Source organism: Pedobacter sp. GSP4, assembly GCF_051857575.1.
Classification (GTDB): domain Bacteria; phylum Bacteroidota; class Bacteroidia; order Sphingobacteriales; family Sphingobacteriaceae; genus Pedobacter.
In genome coordinates this window covers 168,050-183,117 of the sequence record NZ_JBPZIR010000002.1, presented here as the reverse complement: position 1 = coordinate 183,117, position 15,068 = coordinate 168,050, and the positions used below count along the sequence as shown (strand labels likewise).

The following is a 15,068-nucleotide window of genomic DNA, read 5'->3' as shown; positions in this document are numbered from 1 at the left end:
ACAGATTAAAATCACGACAGGACGACGAGCCGTAGGATACCATTCAGTTAAACTAAAATAGCAATCCAAACGTTTTAACAGTACATCAACACGTTTTCTGCCCGAATGAAAGTATTTTGTTTTTACCTGCTTATGCTCTGCGCGCCATTTGGTTTTGCGCAAAAACCGTTTGTATTTCCAAAAGTTAAAGCACAAGGTTCTTCCATAGAACAGGTTACGCCAGCAAACTGGACAGTTATTGATCAGGTATATGGTGACTTAAACAATGATGCAACAACCGATTTAGCTGTGGTTTTCGAGTTTAACAGATCAATTGATGAAACCCGGGTATACGGAGATAATCATACGGATATTATTAAGGAAACACAAAAACCGCGCATATTGGCCATCTTTTTTAAAGATAAATCAAGTGGTGTCTACCAGTTATCTACACAGAACAACGATTTTATTTTACGTTCGGAAGAAGGTGGAAAAATGGGTGATCCTTTACAGCAGATTGCCATTAAAGACCAACAATTATACCTTCGTTTTCAAGGTGGTTCAGAATGGCGTTGGGAACTGGGTTATACTTTTAAATTCGAAAACAAAGATTGGTTTTTAACCAGCGCGGTTAACCTGTATTACAACCAAACCAATGGCGATATGACCGAAAGGATATATGATTTTAACACACGCCAGTTATTTACTACCTACGGTAACCTGCACCGTCGGGATATTGCCAACCGTAAAACAAGTGAGGTATTGTTTTTTAATCAACTTAGAACTTTCAAAACCTTTAAAAAACCATGGGCCTGGGAAATAATGCCAAATGTTTATTTGTAAGTGATGATATTAGCGCCAGCCTTAAGATTGGATTTTAACAACAATAATATTTGAGGGACAAATTCTACCAAAGTTAAATAAGTATTATCAAAGGCATTTAAAACAATTATGGGTAGTGTGTATTTTGCAAAATTCTGTTGAAACTGAAGATTCTTGTCAAAAGTAATCAATACGTGAAATTCGTCAGCAATCATTAACTTAAGTAATTCGCCATTCTTAACACCATTCCACCCCATATCGCGAACAGTGTAAACCTCATGCTTCTCCAAGTGCTGTTTTAATCTTTTTGGAAGATTTTCATCAAGAAGCAATTTCATATATCTTATCTATATGATCGGAGGTTATTAATTTATTTGCAACTTCTAGTACACTTATTACCTGTTTTTTAGATACACTTGGGAAATCTTCTAAAAACTCATCAATGGTAATTCCTTTTTCTACGTGGAAAAATAGGGTTTCAACTGGAACTCTAGTCCCTGAAAAAACAGGTAAACCGCCCAAAATGTCGGCATTTGTCGAGATAATATCTTTTAAAGATTCCATAGTAACCCAAATTTACTAAATTTTCTCTACAAATTTTGCGAAATTACAAAACCACTGGCCCAGGCCCACTGAAAATTATAACCGCCCAACCAGCCTGTTACATCCAAGCATTCGCCACCAAAAAACAGGTTTGGAATCTTCTTACATTCGAGCGTTTTGGAAGATACTTCGTTGGTATCAATCCCACCGCGCATCACTTCTGCCTTATCATAGCCTTTATCGCCCGCAGGCTTAACTTTAAAGTGGTGAATGGTCTGATCAATCAAATCGATTTCTGCTTTGGTTAAGGCGGCAACCGGCTTGGTTAAAGGCAAAAACTTCCCTAAAGCATCGGTAAACTTTTTGGTATAAATCCGGTTTAACAGGGTAGATAATAATGTTTTGCCATTTGTTTTCCGCTCTTCGTCCAAAACTGAAACAATATCTTGATGGGGCAACAAGTTGAGGTTCACTGTTTCGCCCCTTCTCCAAAAAGACGAGATCTGCAAAATAGCAGGCCCACTTAAGCCCCAATGTGTAAAAAGAATATTTTCTTCGAAAGAAATTTCATCATTGCTCACTTCGCAAAAAACAGAATTGCCCGAAAGCTGTGCAAACCACTCCTCATCCTTGCCCGTAATGGTTAATGGTACTAATGCAGGTGCAGTTTCTACAATTTTTAATTGGTGTTTTCTGGCAAAGCGCAGTGCAAAATCGGTAGCACCCATTTTAGGTATTGGAAGTCCGCCGGTGGCAATAACAAGCTTTTCGGCCCTTAATACAACTGTTTTGCCATTTTTCTCGTAGCTTACTTTAAAGCCTTCTGTTAACAATTCAATGTCTTTAACATCGGTATTACACCTAATTTCCTGACCAAAATCGCTACATATCGAGGTAAAAACTTCAACTACATCTTTGGCATTTTTATCATCTGGGAATAACTGTCCTAATGTTTTTTCCTTGCCCTGAATGCCATAGGTTTCAAAAAAACTGATGGTGTCATCAACGGTCCATTGGGTAAAAGCAGATTTTATAAAATGTGGATTTGCCGATATAAATTGCTCAGCTGATGCGAATTGATTGGTGAAATTACAGCGTCCACCGCCCGAAATCAGGATCTTGGCGCCCGGTTTTTCGTTTTTTTCGAGTACGATTACTTTCTTGCCCAAATAGCCAGCTTGTACTGCGCACATCAACCCACAGGCACCCGCCCCAATAATTATCGCATCTGCATCCATCAATAAATCTAAATATTGTTACTTTTGTGCAAAATTAGCATAATTTTCAACCCCTCATGGCAAAACAGATAAGCGAATTAAAATTAGGTATTTTAGGCGGCGGACAATTGGGCAGAATGCTCATCCAACAAGCCATTAACTACAATGTTACTTCATTAGTTTTAGATCCTGATCCAGATGCTCCATGTAAACATATTGCAAATTACTTTGAAAATGGTTCTATAACTGATTTTGATACGGTTTATAACTTTGGAAAGAAAGCCGATATCATAACCATAGAAATTGAAAAAGTAAATATTGATGCACTTGAGCAGCTCGAAAAAGAAGGTAAAAAGGTATTTCCACAATCGAGGGTAATCCGATTGATACAGGATAAGGGTGTACAAAAACAGTTTTTTAAAGAGAACGATATCCCTACCTCTCCTTTCCAGATTGTAAATACCAAAGAGGATATGGTAAACAGTCATTTCCACTTTCCATACATTTTAAAACTGAGAAAAGATGGTTACGACGGCAAGGGCGTAATGAAAATAAACAGTGCTGCCGATTTAGACAAAGCTTTTGATGCGCCATGCATTATCGAGAAACTAGTTGATTTTGATAAGGAAGTTGCCGTAATTGTGGCGCGCAATGCCAATGGAGATGTGAAAACTTTTCCGATGGTGGAAATGGAATTCAACCCGGAAGCCAATTTGGTAGAATTCTTGATTTCTCCTTCAACTTTTGCCGAAAGCCTGCAACAGAAAGCCGAAAACATTGCCAAAAATATTGCTTCGGCCATGAACATTACCGGTATTTTAGCCGTTGAAATGTTTGTTTGCAAAGATGGCGAACTGTTGGTAAACGAGGTAGCACCACGTCCGCATAACAGTGGCCACCAAACTATTGAGGGCAATTACGTTTCGCAGTTTGAGCAGCATTTGCGTTCTATTTATAATTTACCACTTGGCGATACCAGCAGCATAACCAATGCCATTATGATTAACTTACTCGGCGAAAAAGGTTACGAAGGTATTGCGAAGTACGAGAATTTAGAAAAAACACTGGCCATTGATGGTGTTTTTGTTCACCTTTATGGCAAAAAATACACCAAGCCCTTCCGCAAAATGGGCCACGTTACCATTGTGGATATTGATAGGGAAAAAGCCATTGAAAAAGCACGTTACGTACAAAAAACATTAAAAGTAATTGCATAAGCATCCGTTTAGCACATCATTATAAAAAAATAAACAGAATAAAATATGAGTCAAGAAAATTCAGGTTCGGCATTGGTTGGGATTATCATGGGAAGCAAATCAGATTTGCCTGTTATGCAGGATGCTGCCGATGTGTTAAAAGAATTTGGAATCGCTTACGAAATTACGGTAGTTTCTGCCCACAGAACACCTGAACGTATGTTCAATTATGCTAAAGAAGCACAAGGCCGCGGCTTAAAGGTAATTATTGCCGGTGCCGGTGGTGCTGCCCACTTACCAGGCATGGTGGCTTCTATTACTACTTTGCCGGTAATCGGCGTTCCTGTAAAATCGTCAAACTCTATTGATGGCTGGGACAGTATTTTATCTATTTTACAGATGCCAAATGGCATTCCTGTAGCTACGGTAGCTTTAAATGCGGCAAAAAACGCAGGTTTATTGGCTACACAGATTTTAGCTACAGCTGATGAAGCTTTAACGGTTAAAATGCAGGCCTATAAAGATGAGTTGAGAAGAAAAGTTGAGGAAAGTGCTGCTGAGATGTAAATCTTAGTTACATTCAAAGAAATAAGCACAGGAAATCTAACCATAAATAATTTAATTTTATTTACTTATTTTTATTGAATGGAAAAGCTGATTACAAAAAACGAAATTATCCAGCAACTTCAATCTAATCAAAAAGATTTATTGCGTTTTGGCGTTAAGGAAATTGGGCTTTTCGGTTCTTTCTTATCAAATAACGCAAATTCAAATAGCGACATAGATTTACTTGTAGACCTTAAAAAGGAAAACAAAACCTTTAAAAATTTTATGTCGCTAAATTATTTCCTAGAAAGCCTATTTAATAGAAAGGTTGATTTAATAACCAAACAATCTTTAAGCCCCTTCATTGGACCGCATATTTTAAAATCTGTTGAATATGTTTCTTTCTCAAGTTGAGTTTTTAAAACATATCCTACAAGAGTGCGAGTACCTGCTTAAAGAGCGCAATGCGAATACTTACGAAGACTTTATTAATGACGAAAGATTATCAAAAGCTATTTGTAGGAGCTTAGAAATCATTGGTGAAGCAAGCTCGAAAATAGATCCTGATATAAAAACAAATTACCCTTTAGTGCCTTGGAGAGAAATGTCCGATTTGAGAAATAGGATTATTCATCATTATTTTGGTATTGATTATGATATTGTTTGGGATGTTATCGTTACTGATATTCCTGAATTAGCTGTACAAATTAAATTGATTATTGATGAACTAGAGATTAAATAGATTCACATCTCTGAACTGATCAGTTCAAACTCGGATCAGCAGGGAAATTACTAATATGCGCATATTTAGGCCCTAAGTTTACAATCACATCCCGCCAGAGTTTTTCATCATCGTTGCCAAAAATTAAATCTGGGTTAAAGTTATCGCTCACCATCCAGGCATTCTGCTCTATTTCGCGGTCGAGCTGTCCATTATCCCAACCAGAATACCCCATAAAGAACTTAACTTCATCTGCATTTATCGCATTTGTATTTAAAAGGATTTTAAGTGTTTCAAAATTCCCTCCCCAATACAATCCGTTTCCAATGGGTTCGCCACTTTGCAGTTTATCATAACAACGGTGAATAAAGTGCAGCGTATCGGCCGCTACTGGTCCACCAAAATAAATGTAGTTCTTTGCTTCCCATAAATCCTGTATCACATCGTTCAGGATAAGATTGCCTACTTGGTTCAATATATAACCTACAGTTCCGTCTTCGCCATGTTCGGTTAACAATACCACAGATCTTTTAAAGTTTGGATCGGCCATAAAAGGTTCTGAGATGAGCAATCGGCCTGTTTTTGGTTTTATATTGTTCAGCATGATGATAATCGTTTGTTACACCGTAAAAGATGCCTATTTTTGTTAAATGCAAGTTACAAATGAATTTCTACAAAACCTGCGCCAAGATTACAAAAGTGCATCACTAGACGAATCTGACGTTGATAATGACCCGATAAACCAGTTCAAAAAATGGTTTGAACACGCCGTCGAAGCTAAAATATACGAGCCAAATGTAATGACTCTGGCTACGGCAGATAAATCGGGAAGGCCTGATGCCCGGATAGTTTTACTTAAAGGAGTAGATGAAGAAGGCTTTAGGTTTTATACCAATTATTTAAGCGCCAAAGGCAAAGAGTTAAAAAGAAATCCTTTTGCCTGCCTTGTTTTTCACTGGCCAGAGCTTGAAAGACAGGTGCGGATTGAGGGTACGGTAGAAAAATTAGATAAAGAAACTTCTGAAGCTTATTTTAATACCCGTCCGGTTGAAAGCCAGATTGGTGCCATTGCTTCGCCACAAAGCCAGATTATACCAAACAGGGAATTTTTAGAACAAAAAGTAGAAGAATTTAAATCGAAAAACCAGGATAAAGCTATTGCCAAGCCTGCACATTGGGGCGGTTATTTGGTAAAGCCTACCCGGATAGAATTTTGGCAAGGAAGAACCAGCAGGTTGCACGATAGAATTAACTTTGAAAAGGTTAAAGGCAGCTGGATTAAAAACAGATTGGCACCTTAGTAAGTGTAAAGCCAACAGTCCGTAATCGGAAGTGAGATACCATTAAAACACAAATAGAGATCGGCTATCCAGCAAGATCTCTATTTTAACTAATCATTAACTAACCTAAATTTACTAGGAAGTACCTTTATTTAAACGTCTTCATTTTTCAAATGCAGACGGAAATTTTCATCTTTTTATAAGCAATCCAATTGCTATTTTGTTTTTCTGATACATCAAAAGTCTTTAAAAAATGGCTCAAAATAAAACATGTACCGACGAATAATTGCTTTGTATCGATCAAAAAACAGCGTCTAAAATTTAACATTTCATTTAACAAAATTTAACTATATATTTTTGTTAATCAGCATTTTAAATAGCAATAAAGCAACTAAAAATTCAATATAAATGATTAGCATAAACACAAAAACGCCATTCTCAATTTAGTTTGAGAATGGCGAAAATTTATGGCAATAATTTACTTGTATTTAAAAGCTTTTATCTTGCTTTCGTATAGGTCCATTTTTCATAAAAGAATGTCCTATCCCCACCAGATTGTGTCATGATGTAGCTTACTTCCAAAACTTTCGTGGTACCCGAAACCGTAAATTTGTTAACGCCTGCCGGGTTAAGCTTCGCAGCCCTTACCGATGAGTTGGTGCCCTGACCGTAATAATTGGTAACGCTGGTTACATTTCCATTTGCATCCATCGTAAAAATTGGCGCAAAATTTCCGTATGCAGAGGTTGATGTTCCGCTTTTTATCGGATGGTAATAATTATTGGCGTATAAATAACCATCGTATTCTACAACCGAAGTTGCGCCAGTTGTTCTCAGCTCCTGTGTCATCGGGTAATAACCTGTTAAAGTGCTTGATGTTGCATCAACCATAGCGCTTGTAGAAGTTACTGTATACACCCCATCGTATTTATTCTTGGCCACAATTACAAATACACCGGTACCATAATTGCTGCTGATTGTGCCTGCCGATGAAGATTTGATTTTAATGCCCAAGGCATAGGTTTTGCTGAAATGAAAAGCAGCAGTATTTAAGGTTATGTGGAATGTGGCTGTTTTTGATCCTTTCGGAATGGTTACCGTATAGTTTGGCACAGTATATAACGTGGATGGCAATACCGTATAAGTGCTGCTCATGGTGCTTACTGCAACATCATCGAAAGCTAAAACCACACTTACATCTTCTGGTGCACCATCTACCCCTGTGTAGTTTACCGTAACAGGAAAATCGATAGATGCCGCCGCATCAAATGATTTGGTTACAACGGAATAGGCCGTTGAGCTCGTTCTCGAAGGCAAATCTGCCAGTTCGACGATGCCTGTTGAGCCATTTTCGGTATAAATTCCATTCTCTTTGGTGCAGGATGAAAATCCTATACTGAATGCCAACAGTGCGAAATATATTTTTCTATAATTTTTCATATTCATTTTCTTTATCTAAAACTTAGTTGGTGTTAACATCCCAAAAAACCTTCGAAGTGTACACGTTCAAACCTGTAGGTACATTTGGATTTAAATTATATTCAGTTGTTGGGTAAAGGTTACGTACAGGTAAGCGATCGGTCGTTGTAGCCGACGATTGTAAGGATGCGAATGTTGTTGTTGCAGCCGTACCGCTAATGGCCGGGTAACCAGTCCTTTTATATTCCTGCCAGGCCTCGTAGCCATTAACAAAGTTTAAGGCGATGTATTTCTGTGTGATAATGGCTTCCAACCGTTGCGCTGCCGTTGTAGTTAAACCATAATTCACCAGATAACTGGTGGCATTTGCAGCTTTATAGGTGTTTAGGTAAGCATCTAAAACCGCAGGGGTTGCAGCTGTTGTTGTGGTACCCGATTTCTGCAGATAATTGTATGAAGCCTTGATTCCGTTGTCGAAATTGGTGGCTGCATCGCCAGCTAAAGCATGACCCTTTAATGCCGCTTCGGCAAGTAGAAAATAGGTTTCGGCCGCTGGCATAATTAATTGGCCCATTACACGGCTTTTCAGGATACCTTGAACAGTTGGCGCATTTAAACCCGTTGCATTACCAATATACCAAGCTGGATAGCCCGAAATCCACGATGAAACATTGGTTTCGTTACCCAACTGATTGATTGGTGTGGTACCGGCTGCGTAATTTTTGTAGATCAAAGCCCCACGGGTACCATCGGTTAACTTTGTGCCATTATAAAATGAAAATATCCACCTGGTTGGGATCTGCTGAGCTGCATAGCTTCCGTTACTACCGGTATAGGTTGAGTGGTACGTGTTCCAAAGTGGATTTTGACGCGCGCTTGTACTTACATATCCTGGATTAATGAGTACATCTTCGGTTAAAAACCCTTCAGAAGAGAAAGTGCCAAATGCTGTTGTAGCAAAAGAAGCTAAAGGACCATCTTGCGCCCTTGTTAAAATGCGCAGTTTAATGTTGTTGGCAAACTGGATCCATTTGGTTACATCGCCACCAAATACCACATCAGCCGAACCTAAAGCAGTTACAACAGTGCTGGTTCCGTTGGCTTTAAGCTGCACAATGGCAGCATCTATTTCGCTTACAAGCGATTTGTAAACCGTAGCAGCATCATCATAATGTGGTGTAAGATTATCAACACCTGCCAATCCTTCGGTATAAGGAACATTTCCATACTCATCTACCAAAATCTGATAGTAATAAGATTTCATAATCCTGGCTACAGCATTAAACAGAACGTATTTATTTACACTGGCCGTTGAGGTAATGATATACTGATAGCTTCTTAAGTCAGAAAACGCACTGTTAAACAAACCGTTATTTGTTCCCGAATTCCAGTTGTAGGTAAAATAGGTAGAACCCGAGAAAGAATAACCGCCCGCATTGGCCTGATAGCCGGCCAACCATGCCCCGTAATTGAAATAAGTAATAAAGTTTGAAGCCGTATTGTTTAAAACAGCAGGCAAAACCAGTTCGGGCGAAGAAGAAGTGGCTGCATTGGTATTTTCGTTGATATCCAGATAACCTTTTTTACAGCTTGGCGCGGCAAAAACAATGGTTAAAAGGACCATTAATTTTAAAAATCTTTTCATGTGTATGGGCATTAAAAAGTTAATGATATAGTTCCACCATAGTATCTAGTAGGCGGTGTTTGCGATAGCGAGGTAATACCAACGGCATTGCTATCAGATCCGTTATTGCTATAATCCGGGTCGGCATATTCGTTCGATTTTGGCATCCAGATAAACAGGTTACGGCCCTGGGCGCTAATGGTAGCCGATTTAATAAATTTCACGTTACGCAGTACGGATGATGGAAGCTTGTAGGCCAAGGCCAGCTCCCTTAATTTCCAGTAATTGCCCGAGTAAACATAGTTACTGGTTACGCCAGAATACAAACTGCTGCTGGTCCAGAAACCTGCGCCACCATCTGATACGGTAACACTGTTGTTGGCCACATAACTGCCACTTGCCGCATCGTAATAAGAGGAGTTTGGAAAGATAAATTTCTCTCTATTGTAGTATGCGCTCCTTGCCGATGATCCGGAGAAATCGTAAGTAGAACCAGCGGTACTGTATTGCACATAATTGGATCTGTATTCGAACAAACCAGAGAAGGTTAGGCCTTTATAAGAAAGCTGAAAATCTAAGCCCAATCGGTTTTTAGGGATGGTATTACCCAAAATATTACCTGTGGTGGTACCTACCGGATAGCCTGTATTTTTATCAACCACTACCCTTCCTTCAGCATCGCGGATGTAATCAGAACCTATGATCACCGGGTACACCGCACCCACCTGACCAAAAATAGTTGAACTGTTGCTCACCCCAATACGTGTTAAATCGTTGGATAGGGAAACCAGTTTATTGTCGTTATAAGTATAATTACCACCTACGGTTAGTTTCCAATCTCCTTTTCTGATCGGTGTAAAGTGCAAAGCAGTTTCCCAGCCCTTATTGGTTAATTCTCCTGTATTTAAGAGATAATAGCTATATCCCGTAGTAACCGGAACACCGGCGGTAATGGCCTGGCCTGTTGAGCTGGTGTTGTAATACGTTACCGTTCCATCTACCAAGCCTTTAAACAACCTAAAATCTACACCTCCTTCATAACCAGTTGTAATTTCGGGCTTTAGGTTATTCGAAACCAACGTGCTGTTTGGTGTATAACCGGTGCCATAACCATATCCAGTTTGCGAATCGAAGGTAGATTGCAGCGAATAGGCACCACCGTTTGTGGTATTGCCCACGTTTACGTTACCTACTTTTGAAACACCGGCCCTAATCTTCATGTAATCGAGCACTTTGTTGTTTTTTAGAAAGCTAAAGGCATCAGTCGGAATAAAAGATAAATCAGCGGCTGGATAGAAAAAAGATCTGTTTGCGGGTGCCAAAACAGAAACCCAATCGTTTCTACCGGTTAAATGCAGATACAGGTATTTTTTGTAACCCACCGTTACATCGGCCCATAAACCGTACTGGCGGGTATTGTAATTGGTTTCGCCTGCCGATGGTGTTCCTGTAATATTACCCAGGTTATACAGCTCATCAACCTGTAAGCCACTGCCCGATGCGTTAAGGTATTTATAGGTATAACTTTTTAATGATGTTCCGATCAAGGCATTGAAAGAAAAATCCTTTACATCTTTTTTAATGTTGGCAAAAAAATCAGTGCTGAAATTGCTTGTGTTCAGCATCTCATCACTTACACCACTGCTTTCGTTTGTTTTGGCCGAATGATCTAGCGTATACTGGGTATAGGTATAGCCGGCAGTACTGTTTTTGTTTTTATAATAACGGTTGGTAATGGCAGCCCTGTAGGTAAAATCCAACCAATCGGCAGCTTTGTATTTTAACTCCAGCAATCCAGTTAAATAATCGTTTGTGGTATTTTGCCTGTAATTATCTATTGCCCAATAAGGGTTTTCGTAATAATCGTTATAATAATTATCCGGATTGCCCCAGCCACTTGCATCCTGCCAATTCGAATACTGCAGCAATGGAATCTGAGCCGGTGTATTTAAAAGATTATTGTACACGGTAGAAGTTGCACTGGTAATGTCGTACTTGTTCTGGGTGTAGCTGGCATTATAATTTGCGGTAAATCTTTTTGTAAAGTTCCTTGTCCCGTTAAATCTTATCGCTGCCCGGGTATACTGATCTTTTGGTGTAGTGCCAGAACCATCTAAATATTGTGCAGATAAATAAGATGAAGACTTCTCATCTGCCGCAGAAATTGAAAAATCGGTCTGGTTTGATACACCTGTATTCCAGAAATTGTATTTATCATCTGTAGCCGAATAAGTAGCATATTGTTGTGCACCGCTTTCGGTTACACGTCCAATTGGTCTGGTTGTTCCATCAAAAGCTGGTCCGTACTGTTGGTTTTCAATGGCTTCGTAAACCTGTGCACCTGATGTTGAGCCCGATCCAAAGCTATTCTGCAACAGTGGGTAAAAGCTAACCTGCTCCAAAACCGTGGTGTTGGATAGTTTAATTACCGGCGTACCTACTTTACCTTTTTTGGTCGTGATAATTAATGCACCGTTTGAGGCATCCGAACCATACAGAGCCGCGCCACTGGCACCGTTTAATACCGTAATATCGTCTATATCATCAGGATTTAAATTGCCTAAAATAGCATTTGGTACAACAGCACCATCCAATACTATTAGTGCTTGGTTATTACCCGTAATAGAACGGTTTCCCCTTAGCACCAATCGGTAGCTTGGGTTAACGCCACTACCTACGGCATTAATCTGCAAACCTGGCACTTTACCCACTAAGCCCCCTGCTATAGTTGGCGATTTACCTGCAGTTAGCGATTCGCCATCTATCCTTGTAGAGGCATATCCCTGCTCACGTGCGGTTCTTTTAATACCGCCGGCCGCTACTACAACTTCATCCAATGTATTTACATCCGATTCGAGTACAACATCAATGTTACGGGCATTTACATTCTGTTCTCTTGTTTTGTAACCGATAAAAGTATACACCAACGCCTGACTGCCAGAAGGCACTTTGATGCTGTAGGCACCGTTGGCGCCAGTGGTGACGCCATTGTTTGTTCCCTTCACTTTAACACTCACCCCCGGAATTGGCAGGCCATCTTCTTTGGCCGATACCACCCCGGTAACCGTTCTCTCTTGCGCAGAAACTTTTGTTACGAGCAAAACAATAAAGAACACCAAACACTTTAGTAGTTTTCTTTTCATTTACATTTTTAGTTTAATAAGTTAATAATGTGTTTGAAAAACCAATCGTAGCAAGAACCACAACAAACCCAAATGGCCTGTTCAAATGAAACCTGAAAAATGATTAGTTTAATTTTCACTGTATCCGGAAAAATGAGCGGTATTCCGGTCTGTTGCGAACAATTGCAGCGATTAATAATTCAGCCACTAATAAAGAAGAAAGGGAACAACTAAAATATTAAGAACCGATAGAACTATATTTTGTATCGATAAATCATTTTAACATTGTTAAATGACATTTTTTAGCAAAAAAACCGCAATATTTTGTTAAGAAGCTAAAATTTGAGTCAGTCACAAAACTTTTAATAGCAAAAAAAAGCCCCCTTAATCATATTTCTCAAACAAAAACCAAATAACTTTGCTCAACGACACTAAAGCATCATCCAAAACCGACAAAACACAAAAAAAATGGGTAAAAAACCATTACCAAACCCCTAAAAATGTACTTTATTACAATCAGTAAAACATTGCGCTTACTCTGCGGTAAATAATTAAATTCGCTGTTGTAAATCCTTTTTAAACATGAAACAAATTGCAGTTATTGGATCTGGTACCATGGGAAATGGCATTGCCCATACTTTTGCCCAGTTTAATTACCAGGTAAACCTCATTGATATTAACCAGCCTGCCCTAGATAAGGCATTAGCAACCATAGGTAAAAACCTCGACAGGCAGGTAAGCAAAGGTACCTTAACCATCGAACAAAAAGCGGTTACACTTCAAAACATAACTACTTTTACTACCATTGAGGAAGGCGTAAAAAATGCAGACCTAATTGTGGAGGCCGCTACAGAAAATGTAGAGCTGAAATTAAAAATCTTTAAAGATTTAGATCAATATGCACCAGCGCATGCTATTCTGGCTTCTAATACTTCATCTATTTCCATTACGCAAATTGCTGCTGTAACCAAACGTGGCGATAAGGTAATTGGTATGCATTTTATGAATCCCGTTCCAGTAATGAAATTGGTAGAGGTAATACGTGGTTATGCTACAAGTGATGAAACTACAAACATCATCATGTCGCTTTCGCAAAATTTAGAGAAAGTTCCGGTAGAGGTAAATGATTATCCCGGTTTTGTGGCCAACCGAATTTTAATGCCCATGATTAATGAAGCCATTTATACCTTGTACGAAGGTGTTGCCGGCGTTTATGAAATAGATACGGTAATGAAACTTGGCATGGCACACCCAATGGGTCCACTACAATTGGCCGATTTTATTGGTCTCGATGTTTGTTTGGCCATATTAAAGGTATTGCATGATGGTTTCGGCAATCCCAAATATGCCCCATGTCCGTTATTGGTAAACATGGTTGCAGCCGGTAAAAAAGGCGCTAAAACCGGCGAAGGCTTTTATCACTACACAACTGGATCGAAAGAACTGATCGTTTCGGATAAATTTAAAAAATCCTAATTTTTTTAGCATTTAATTTTATATTTGCTGTATGAATGAGAATCTTGATCCAGAAGCAAGCAACCTAACCCCAACCGATCGTGATATTGAAAGGGTTTTAAGGCCACAGGCTTTTGAAGATTTTACCGGGCAGGAAAAAGTGATGGAAAACCTGAAAATTTTTGTTCAGGCAGCAAAACTTCGCGGCGAAGCCTTAGATCATGTTCTGCTACATGGTCCTCCGGGCTTAGGTAAAACCACCCTCTCTCATATTATTGCCAACGAAATGGCTACCGGTATTAAGGTAACCTCAGGACCGGTTTTGGATAAACCAGGCGATTTAGCGGGATTGTTAACGGGTTTGGATGAAGGCGATATTCTTTTTATTGACGAAATACACCGATTATCTCCATTGGTTGAGGAATATTTATACTCAGCCATGGAAGATTTCAAGATCGATATTATGCTCGAAACAGGGCCAAATGCCCGTTCGGTACAAATTTCGCTCAATCCTTTCACCTTAGTTGGGGCAACCACGCGCTCTGGTTTATTAACTGCTCCATTGCGCGCCCGTTTCGGTATAAATGCACGTTTGGCTTATTATGATGCAAAGTTGCTCACCACTATTGTTTTGCGTTCATCAGAAATATTAAAAACGCCCATAAGCGATGAAGGCGCATACGAAATTGCCCGACGTAGCCGTGGTACACCCCGTATTGCCAATGCGCTTTTACGTAGAACAAGAGATTTTGCCCAGATTAAAGGGAACGGCAACATCGATACCGAAATTGCCCGATATGCTTTAGATGCCTTAAATGTTGATGAACATGGCTTAGATGAAATGGACAATAGAATCTTGGTGACCATTATCGACAAATTTAAGGGCGGACCTGTAGGTCTGAAAACCATTGCCACAGCTGTTGGCGAAGATGAAGGAACAATTGAGGAGGTTTACGAACCTTTCTTGATTCAGGAAGGATATATTATGCGTACTTCACGCGGCAGAGAGGTAACAGAAGCCGCCTATAAACATTTAAAGAAGATCTTTCCAGGGCAAACCGGTAAGTTGTTTTAAAATAACCCAATGCGTCATTTCGAACGGAGCACAGCCCTGAATATTCCGGGAGAGAAAGCTAATTCAGCT

General features: G+C 39.4%; 15 protein-coding genes. 8 read left to right on the top strand and 7 right to left on the bottom strand.

The genetic code is table 11. The annotated features are described in order from the left end of the window. Nucleotides 1–105: 105 nt before the first annotated feature. Nucleotides 106–822, top strand: coding sequence for a hypothetical protein (locus ACS5PU_RS04380; protein ID WP_439458057.1), 717 nt, complete (start codon nucleotides 106–108; stop codon nucleotides 820–822). Here ACS5PU_RS04380 and ACS5PU_RS04375 read toward each other — a convergent pair. The 3 genes from ACS5PU_RS04375 to ACS5PU_RS04365 are packed head-to-tail and all read right to left on the bottom strand — an operon-like array spanning nucleotide 813 to nucleotide 2,582. Beyond that, nucleotides 813–1,139: a DUF5615 family PIN-like protein gene (locus tag ACS5PU_RS04375; protein WP_439458056.1), complete on the bottom strand. Its 327-nt coding sequence runs from the start codon at nucleotides 1,137–1,139 to the stop codon at nucleotides 813–815. The genes ACS5PU_RS04380 and ACS5PU_RS04375 overlap by 10 nt on opposite strands. Then, nucleotides 1,123–1,365, bottom strand: coding sequence for a DUF433 domain-containing protein (locus tag ACS5PU_RS04370; RefSeq protein ID WP_439458055.1), 243 nt, complete (start codon nucleotides 1,363–1,365; stop codon nucleotides 1,123–1,125). The genes ACS5PU_RS04375 and ACS5PU_RS04370 overlap by 17 nt, the downstream gene beginning before the upstream one ends. 26 nt (nucleotides 1,366–1,391) lie before the next feature. Then, a complete protein-coding gene (locus ACS5PU_RS04365) occupies nucleotides 1,392–2,582 on the bottom strand; it encodes an NAD(P)/FAD-dependent oxidoreductase (protein WP_439458054.1) in 1,191 nt (396 codons plus the stop codon). Nucleotides 2,583–2,638: 56 nt separating this feature from the next. Between ACS5PU_RS04365 and ACS5PU_RS04360 the strand changes: the two genes are divergently transcribed. The 4 genes from ACS5PU_RS04360 (at nucleotide 2,639) to ACS5PU_RS04345 (ending at nucleotide 5,045) form a co-directional block, all read left to right on the top strand. Then, on the top strand, nucleotides 2,639–3,778 hold the full coding sequence (locus tag ACS5PU_RS04360; RefSeq protein ID WP_439458053.1) for a 5-(carboxyamino)imidazole ribonucleotide synthase: 1,140 nt from the start codon (nucleotides 2,639–2,641) through the stop codon (nucleotides 3,776–3,778). 45 nt (nucleotides 3,779–3,823) lie between these two features. Then, nucleotides 3,824–4,324, top strand: a complete 501-nt coding sequence (gene purE, locus ACS5PU_RS04355) for a 5-(carboxyamino)imidazole ribonucleotide mutase (RefSeq protein ID WP_439458052.1) — start codon at nucleotides 3,824–3,826, stop codon at nucleotides 4,322–4,324. A gap of 78 nt (nucleotides 4,325–4,402) precedes the next feature. Further along, nucleotides 4,403–4,717 (top strand): nucleotidyltransferase family protein, encoded by a 315-nt coding sequence (locus ACS5PU_RS04350; protein WP_439458051.1) that lies wholly within the window; start codon nucleotides 4,403–4,405, stop codon nucleotides 4,715–4,717. Continuing rightward, nucleotides 4,698–5,045, top strand: a complete 348-nt coding sequence (locus tag ACS5PU_RS04345) for a HepT-like ribonuclease domain-containing protein (protein WP_439458050.1) — start codon at nucleotides 4,698–4,700, stop codon at nucleotides 5,043–5,045. The genes ACS5PU_RS04350 and ACS5PU_RS04345 overlap by 20 nt, the downstream gene beginning before the upstream one ends. A 19-nt stretch (nucleotides 5,046–5,064) precedes the next feature. Here the strand turns inward: ACS5PU_RS04345 and ACS5PU_RS04340 are convergent, their stop codons facing one another. Beyond that, on the bottom strand, nucleotides 5,065–5,628 hold the full coding sequence (locus ACS5PU_RS04340; protein WP_439458049.1) for a YqgE/AlgH family protein: 564 nt from the start codon (nucleotides 5,626–5,628) through the stop codon (nucleotides 5,065–5,067). Nucleotides 5,629–5,674: 46 nt separating this feature from the next. On the opposite strand from ACS5PU_RS04340, the gene pdxH reads away from it, so the two are divergent. Next, nucleotides 5,675–6,325, top strand: a complete 651-nt coding sequence (pdxH, locus tag ACS5PU_RS04335) for a pyridoxamine 5'-phosphate oxidase (RefSeq protein WP_439458048.1) — start codon at nucleotides 5,675–5,677, stop codon at nucleotides 6,323–6,325. Between the two features lie 477 nt (nucleotides 6,326–6,802). On the opposite strand, the gene ACS5PU_RS04330 is transcribed toward pdxH, so the two are convergent. The 3 genes from ACS5PU_RS04330 to ACS5PU_RS04320 are packed head-to-tail and all read right to left on the bottom strand — an operon-like array spanning nucleotide 6,803 to nucleotide 12,490. Beyond that, nucleotides 6,803–7,744 carry a DUF1735 domain-containing protein gene (locus ACS5PU_RS04330; protein WP_439458047.1) on the bottom strand — a complete coding sequence of 314 codons (942 nt, stop codon included), beginning with the start codon at nucleotides 7,742–7,744 and terminating at the stop codon, nucleotides 6,803–6,805. A 22-nt stretch (nucleotides 7,745–7,766) separates the two neighbouring features. Beyond that, the gene (locus ACS5PU_RS04325; protein ID WP_439458046.1) at nucleotides 7,767–9,368 is read right to left on the bottom strand and encodes a SusD/RagB family nutrient-binding outer membrane lipoprotein; all 1,602 of its coding nucleotides are present in this window, start codon (nucleotides 9,366–9,368) and stop codon (nucleotides 7,767–7,769) included. A gap of 11 nt (nucleotides 9,369–9,379) precedes the next feature. Next, a complete protein-coding gene (locus ACS5PU_RS04320) occupies nucleotides 9,380–12,490 on the bottom strand; it encodes a SusC/RagA family TonB-linked outer membrane protein (protein WP_439458045.1) in 3,111 nt (1,036 codons plus the stop codon). A gap of 561 nt (nucleotides 12,491–13,051) precedes the next feature. On the opposite strand from ACS5PU_RS04320, the gene ACS5PU_RS04315 reads away from it, so the two are divergent. Together ACS5PU_RS04315 and ruvB are read left to right on the top strand one after the other, a co-directional pair. Further along, entirely contained in the window at nucleotides 13,052–13,945 is an 894-nt protein-coding gene (locus tag ACS5PU_RS04315) for a 3-hydroxyacyl-CoA dehydrogenase family protein (protein WP_439458044.1), read from the top strand. A gap of 31 nt (nucleotides 13,946–13,976) precedes the next feature. Continuing rightward, nucleotides 13,977–14,999 carry a Holliday junction branch migration DNA helicase RuvB gene (ruvB, locus tag ACS5PU_RS04310; RefSeq protein WP_439458043.1) on the top strand — a complete coding sequence of 341 codons (1,023 nt, stop codon included), beginning with the start codon at nucleotides 13,977–13,979 and terminating at the stop codon, nucleotides 14,997–14,999. Nucleotides 15,000–15,068 lie beyond the last annotated feature (69 nt).

Coding starts and splice junctions, on each gene's coding strand:
- ACS5PU_RS04360 (WP_439458053.1), top strand. CDS start 2,639: ATGGCAAAACAGATAAGCGAATTAAAATTAGGTATTTTAGGCGGCGGA.
- ACS5PU_RS04370 (WP_439458055.1), bottom strand. CDS start 1,365: ATGGAATCTTTAAAAGATATTATCTCGACAAATGCCGACATTTTGGGC.
- ACS5PU_RS04320 (WP_439458045.1), bottom strand. CDS start 12,490: ATGAAAAGAAAACTACTAAAGTGTTTGGTGTTCTTTATTGTTTTGCTC.
- ruvB (WP_439458043.1), top strand. CDS start 13,977: ATGAATGAGAATCTTGATCCAGAAGCAAGCAACCTAACCCCAACCGAT.
- ACS5PU_RS04340 (WP_439458049.1), bottom strand. CDS start 5,628: ATGCTGAACAATATAAAACCAAAAACAGGCCGATTGCTCATCTCAGAA.
- ACS5PU_RS04365 (WP_439458054.1), bottom strand. CDS start 2,582: ATGGATGCAGATGCGATAATTATTGGGGCGGGTGCCTGTGGGTTGATG.
- pdxH (WP_439458048.1), top strand. CDS start 5,675: ATGCAAGTTACAAATGAATTTCTACAAAACCTGCGCCAAGATTACAAA.
- ACS5PU_RS04315 (WP_439458044.1), top strand. CDS start 13,052: ATGAAACAAATTGCAGTTATTGGATCTGGTACCATGGGAAATGGCATT.
- ACS5PU_RS04350 (WP_439458051.1), top strand. CDS start 4,403: ATGGAAAAGCTGATTACAAAAAACGAAATTATCCAGCAACTTCAATCT.
- ACS5PU_RS04325 (WP_439458046.1), bottom strand. CDS start 9,368: ATGAAAAGATTTTTAAAATTAATGGTCCTTTTAACCATTGTTTTTGCC.
- ACS5PU_RS04330 (WP_439458047.1), bottom strand. CDS start 7,744: ATGAAAAATTATAGAAAAATATATTTCGCACTGTTGGCATTCAGTATA.
- ACS5PU_RS04375 (WP_439458056.1), bottom strand. CDS start 1,139: ATGAAATTGCTTCTTGATGAAAATCTTCCAAAAAGATTAAAACAGCAC.
- ACS5PU_RS04380 (WP_439458057.1), top strand. CDS start 106: ATGAAAGTATTTTGTTTTTACCTGCTTATGCTCTGCGCGCCATTTGGT.
- purE (WP_439458052.1), top strand. CDS start 3,824: ATGAGTCAAGAAAATTCAGGTTCGGCATTGGTTGGGATTATCATGGGA.
- ACS5PU_RS04345 (WP_439458050.1), top strand. CDS start 4,698: ATGTTTCTTTCTCAAGTTGAGTTTTTAAAACATATCCTACAAGAGTGC.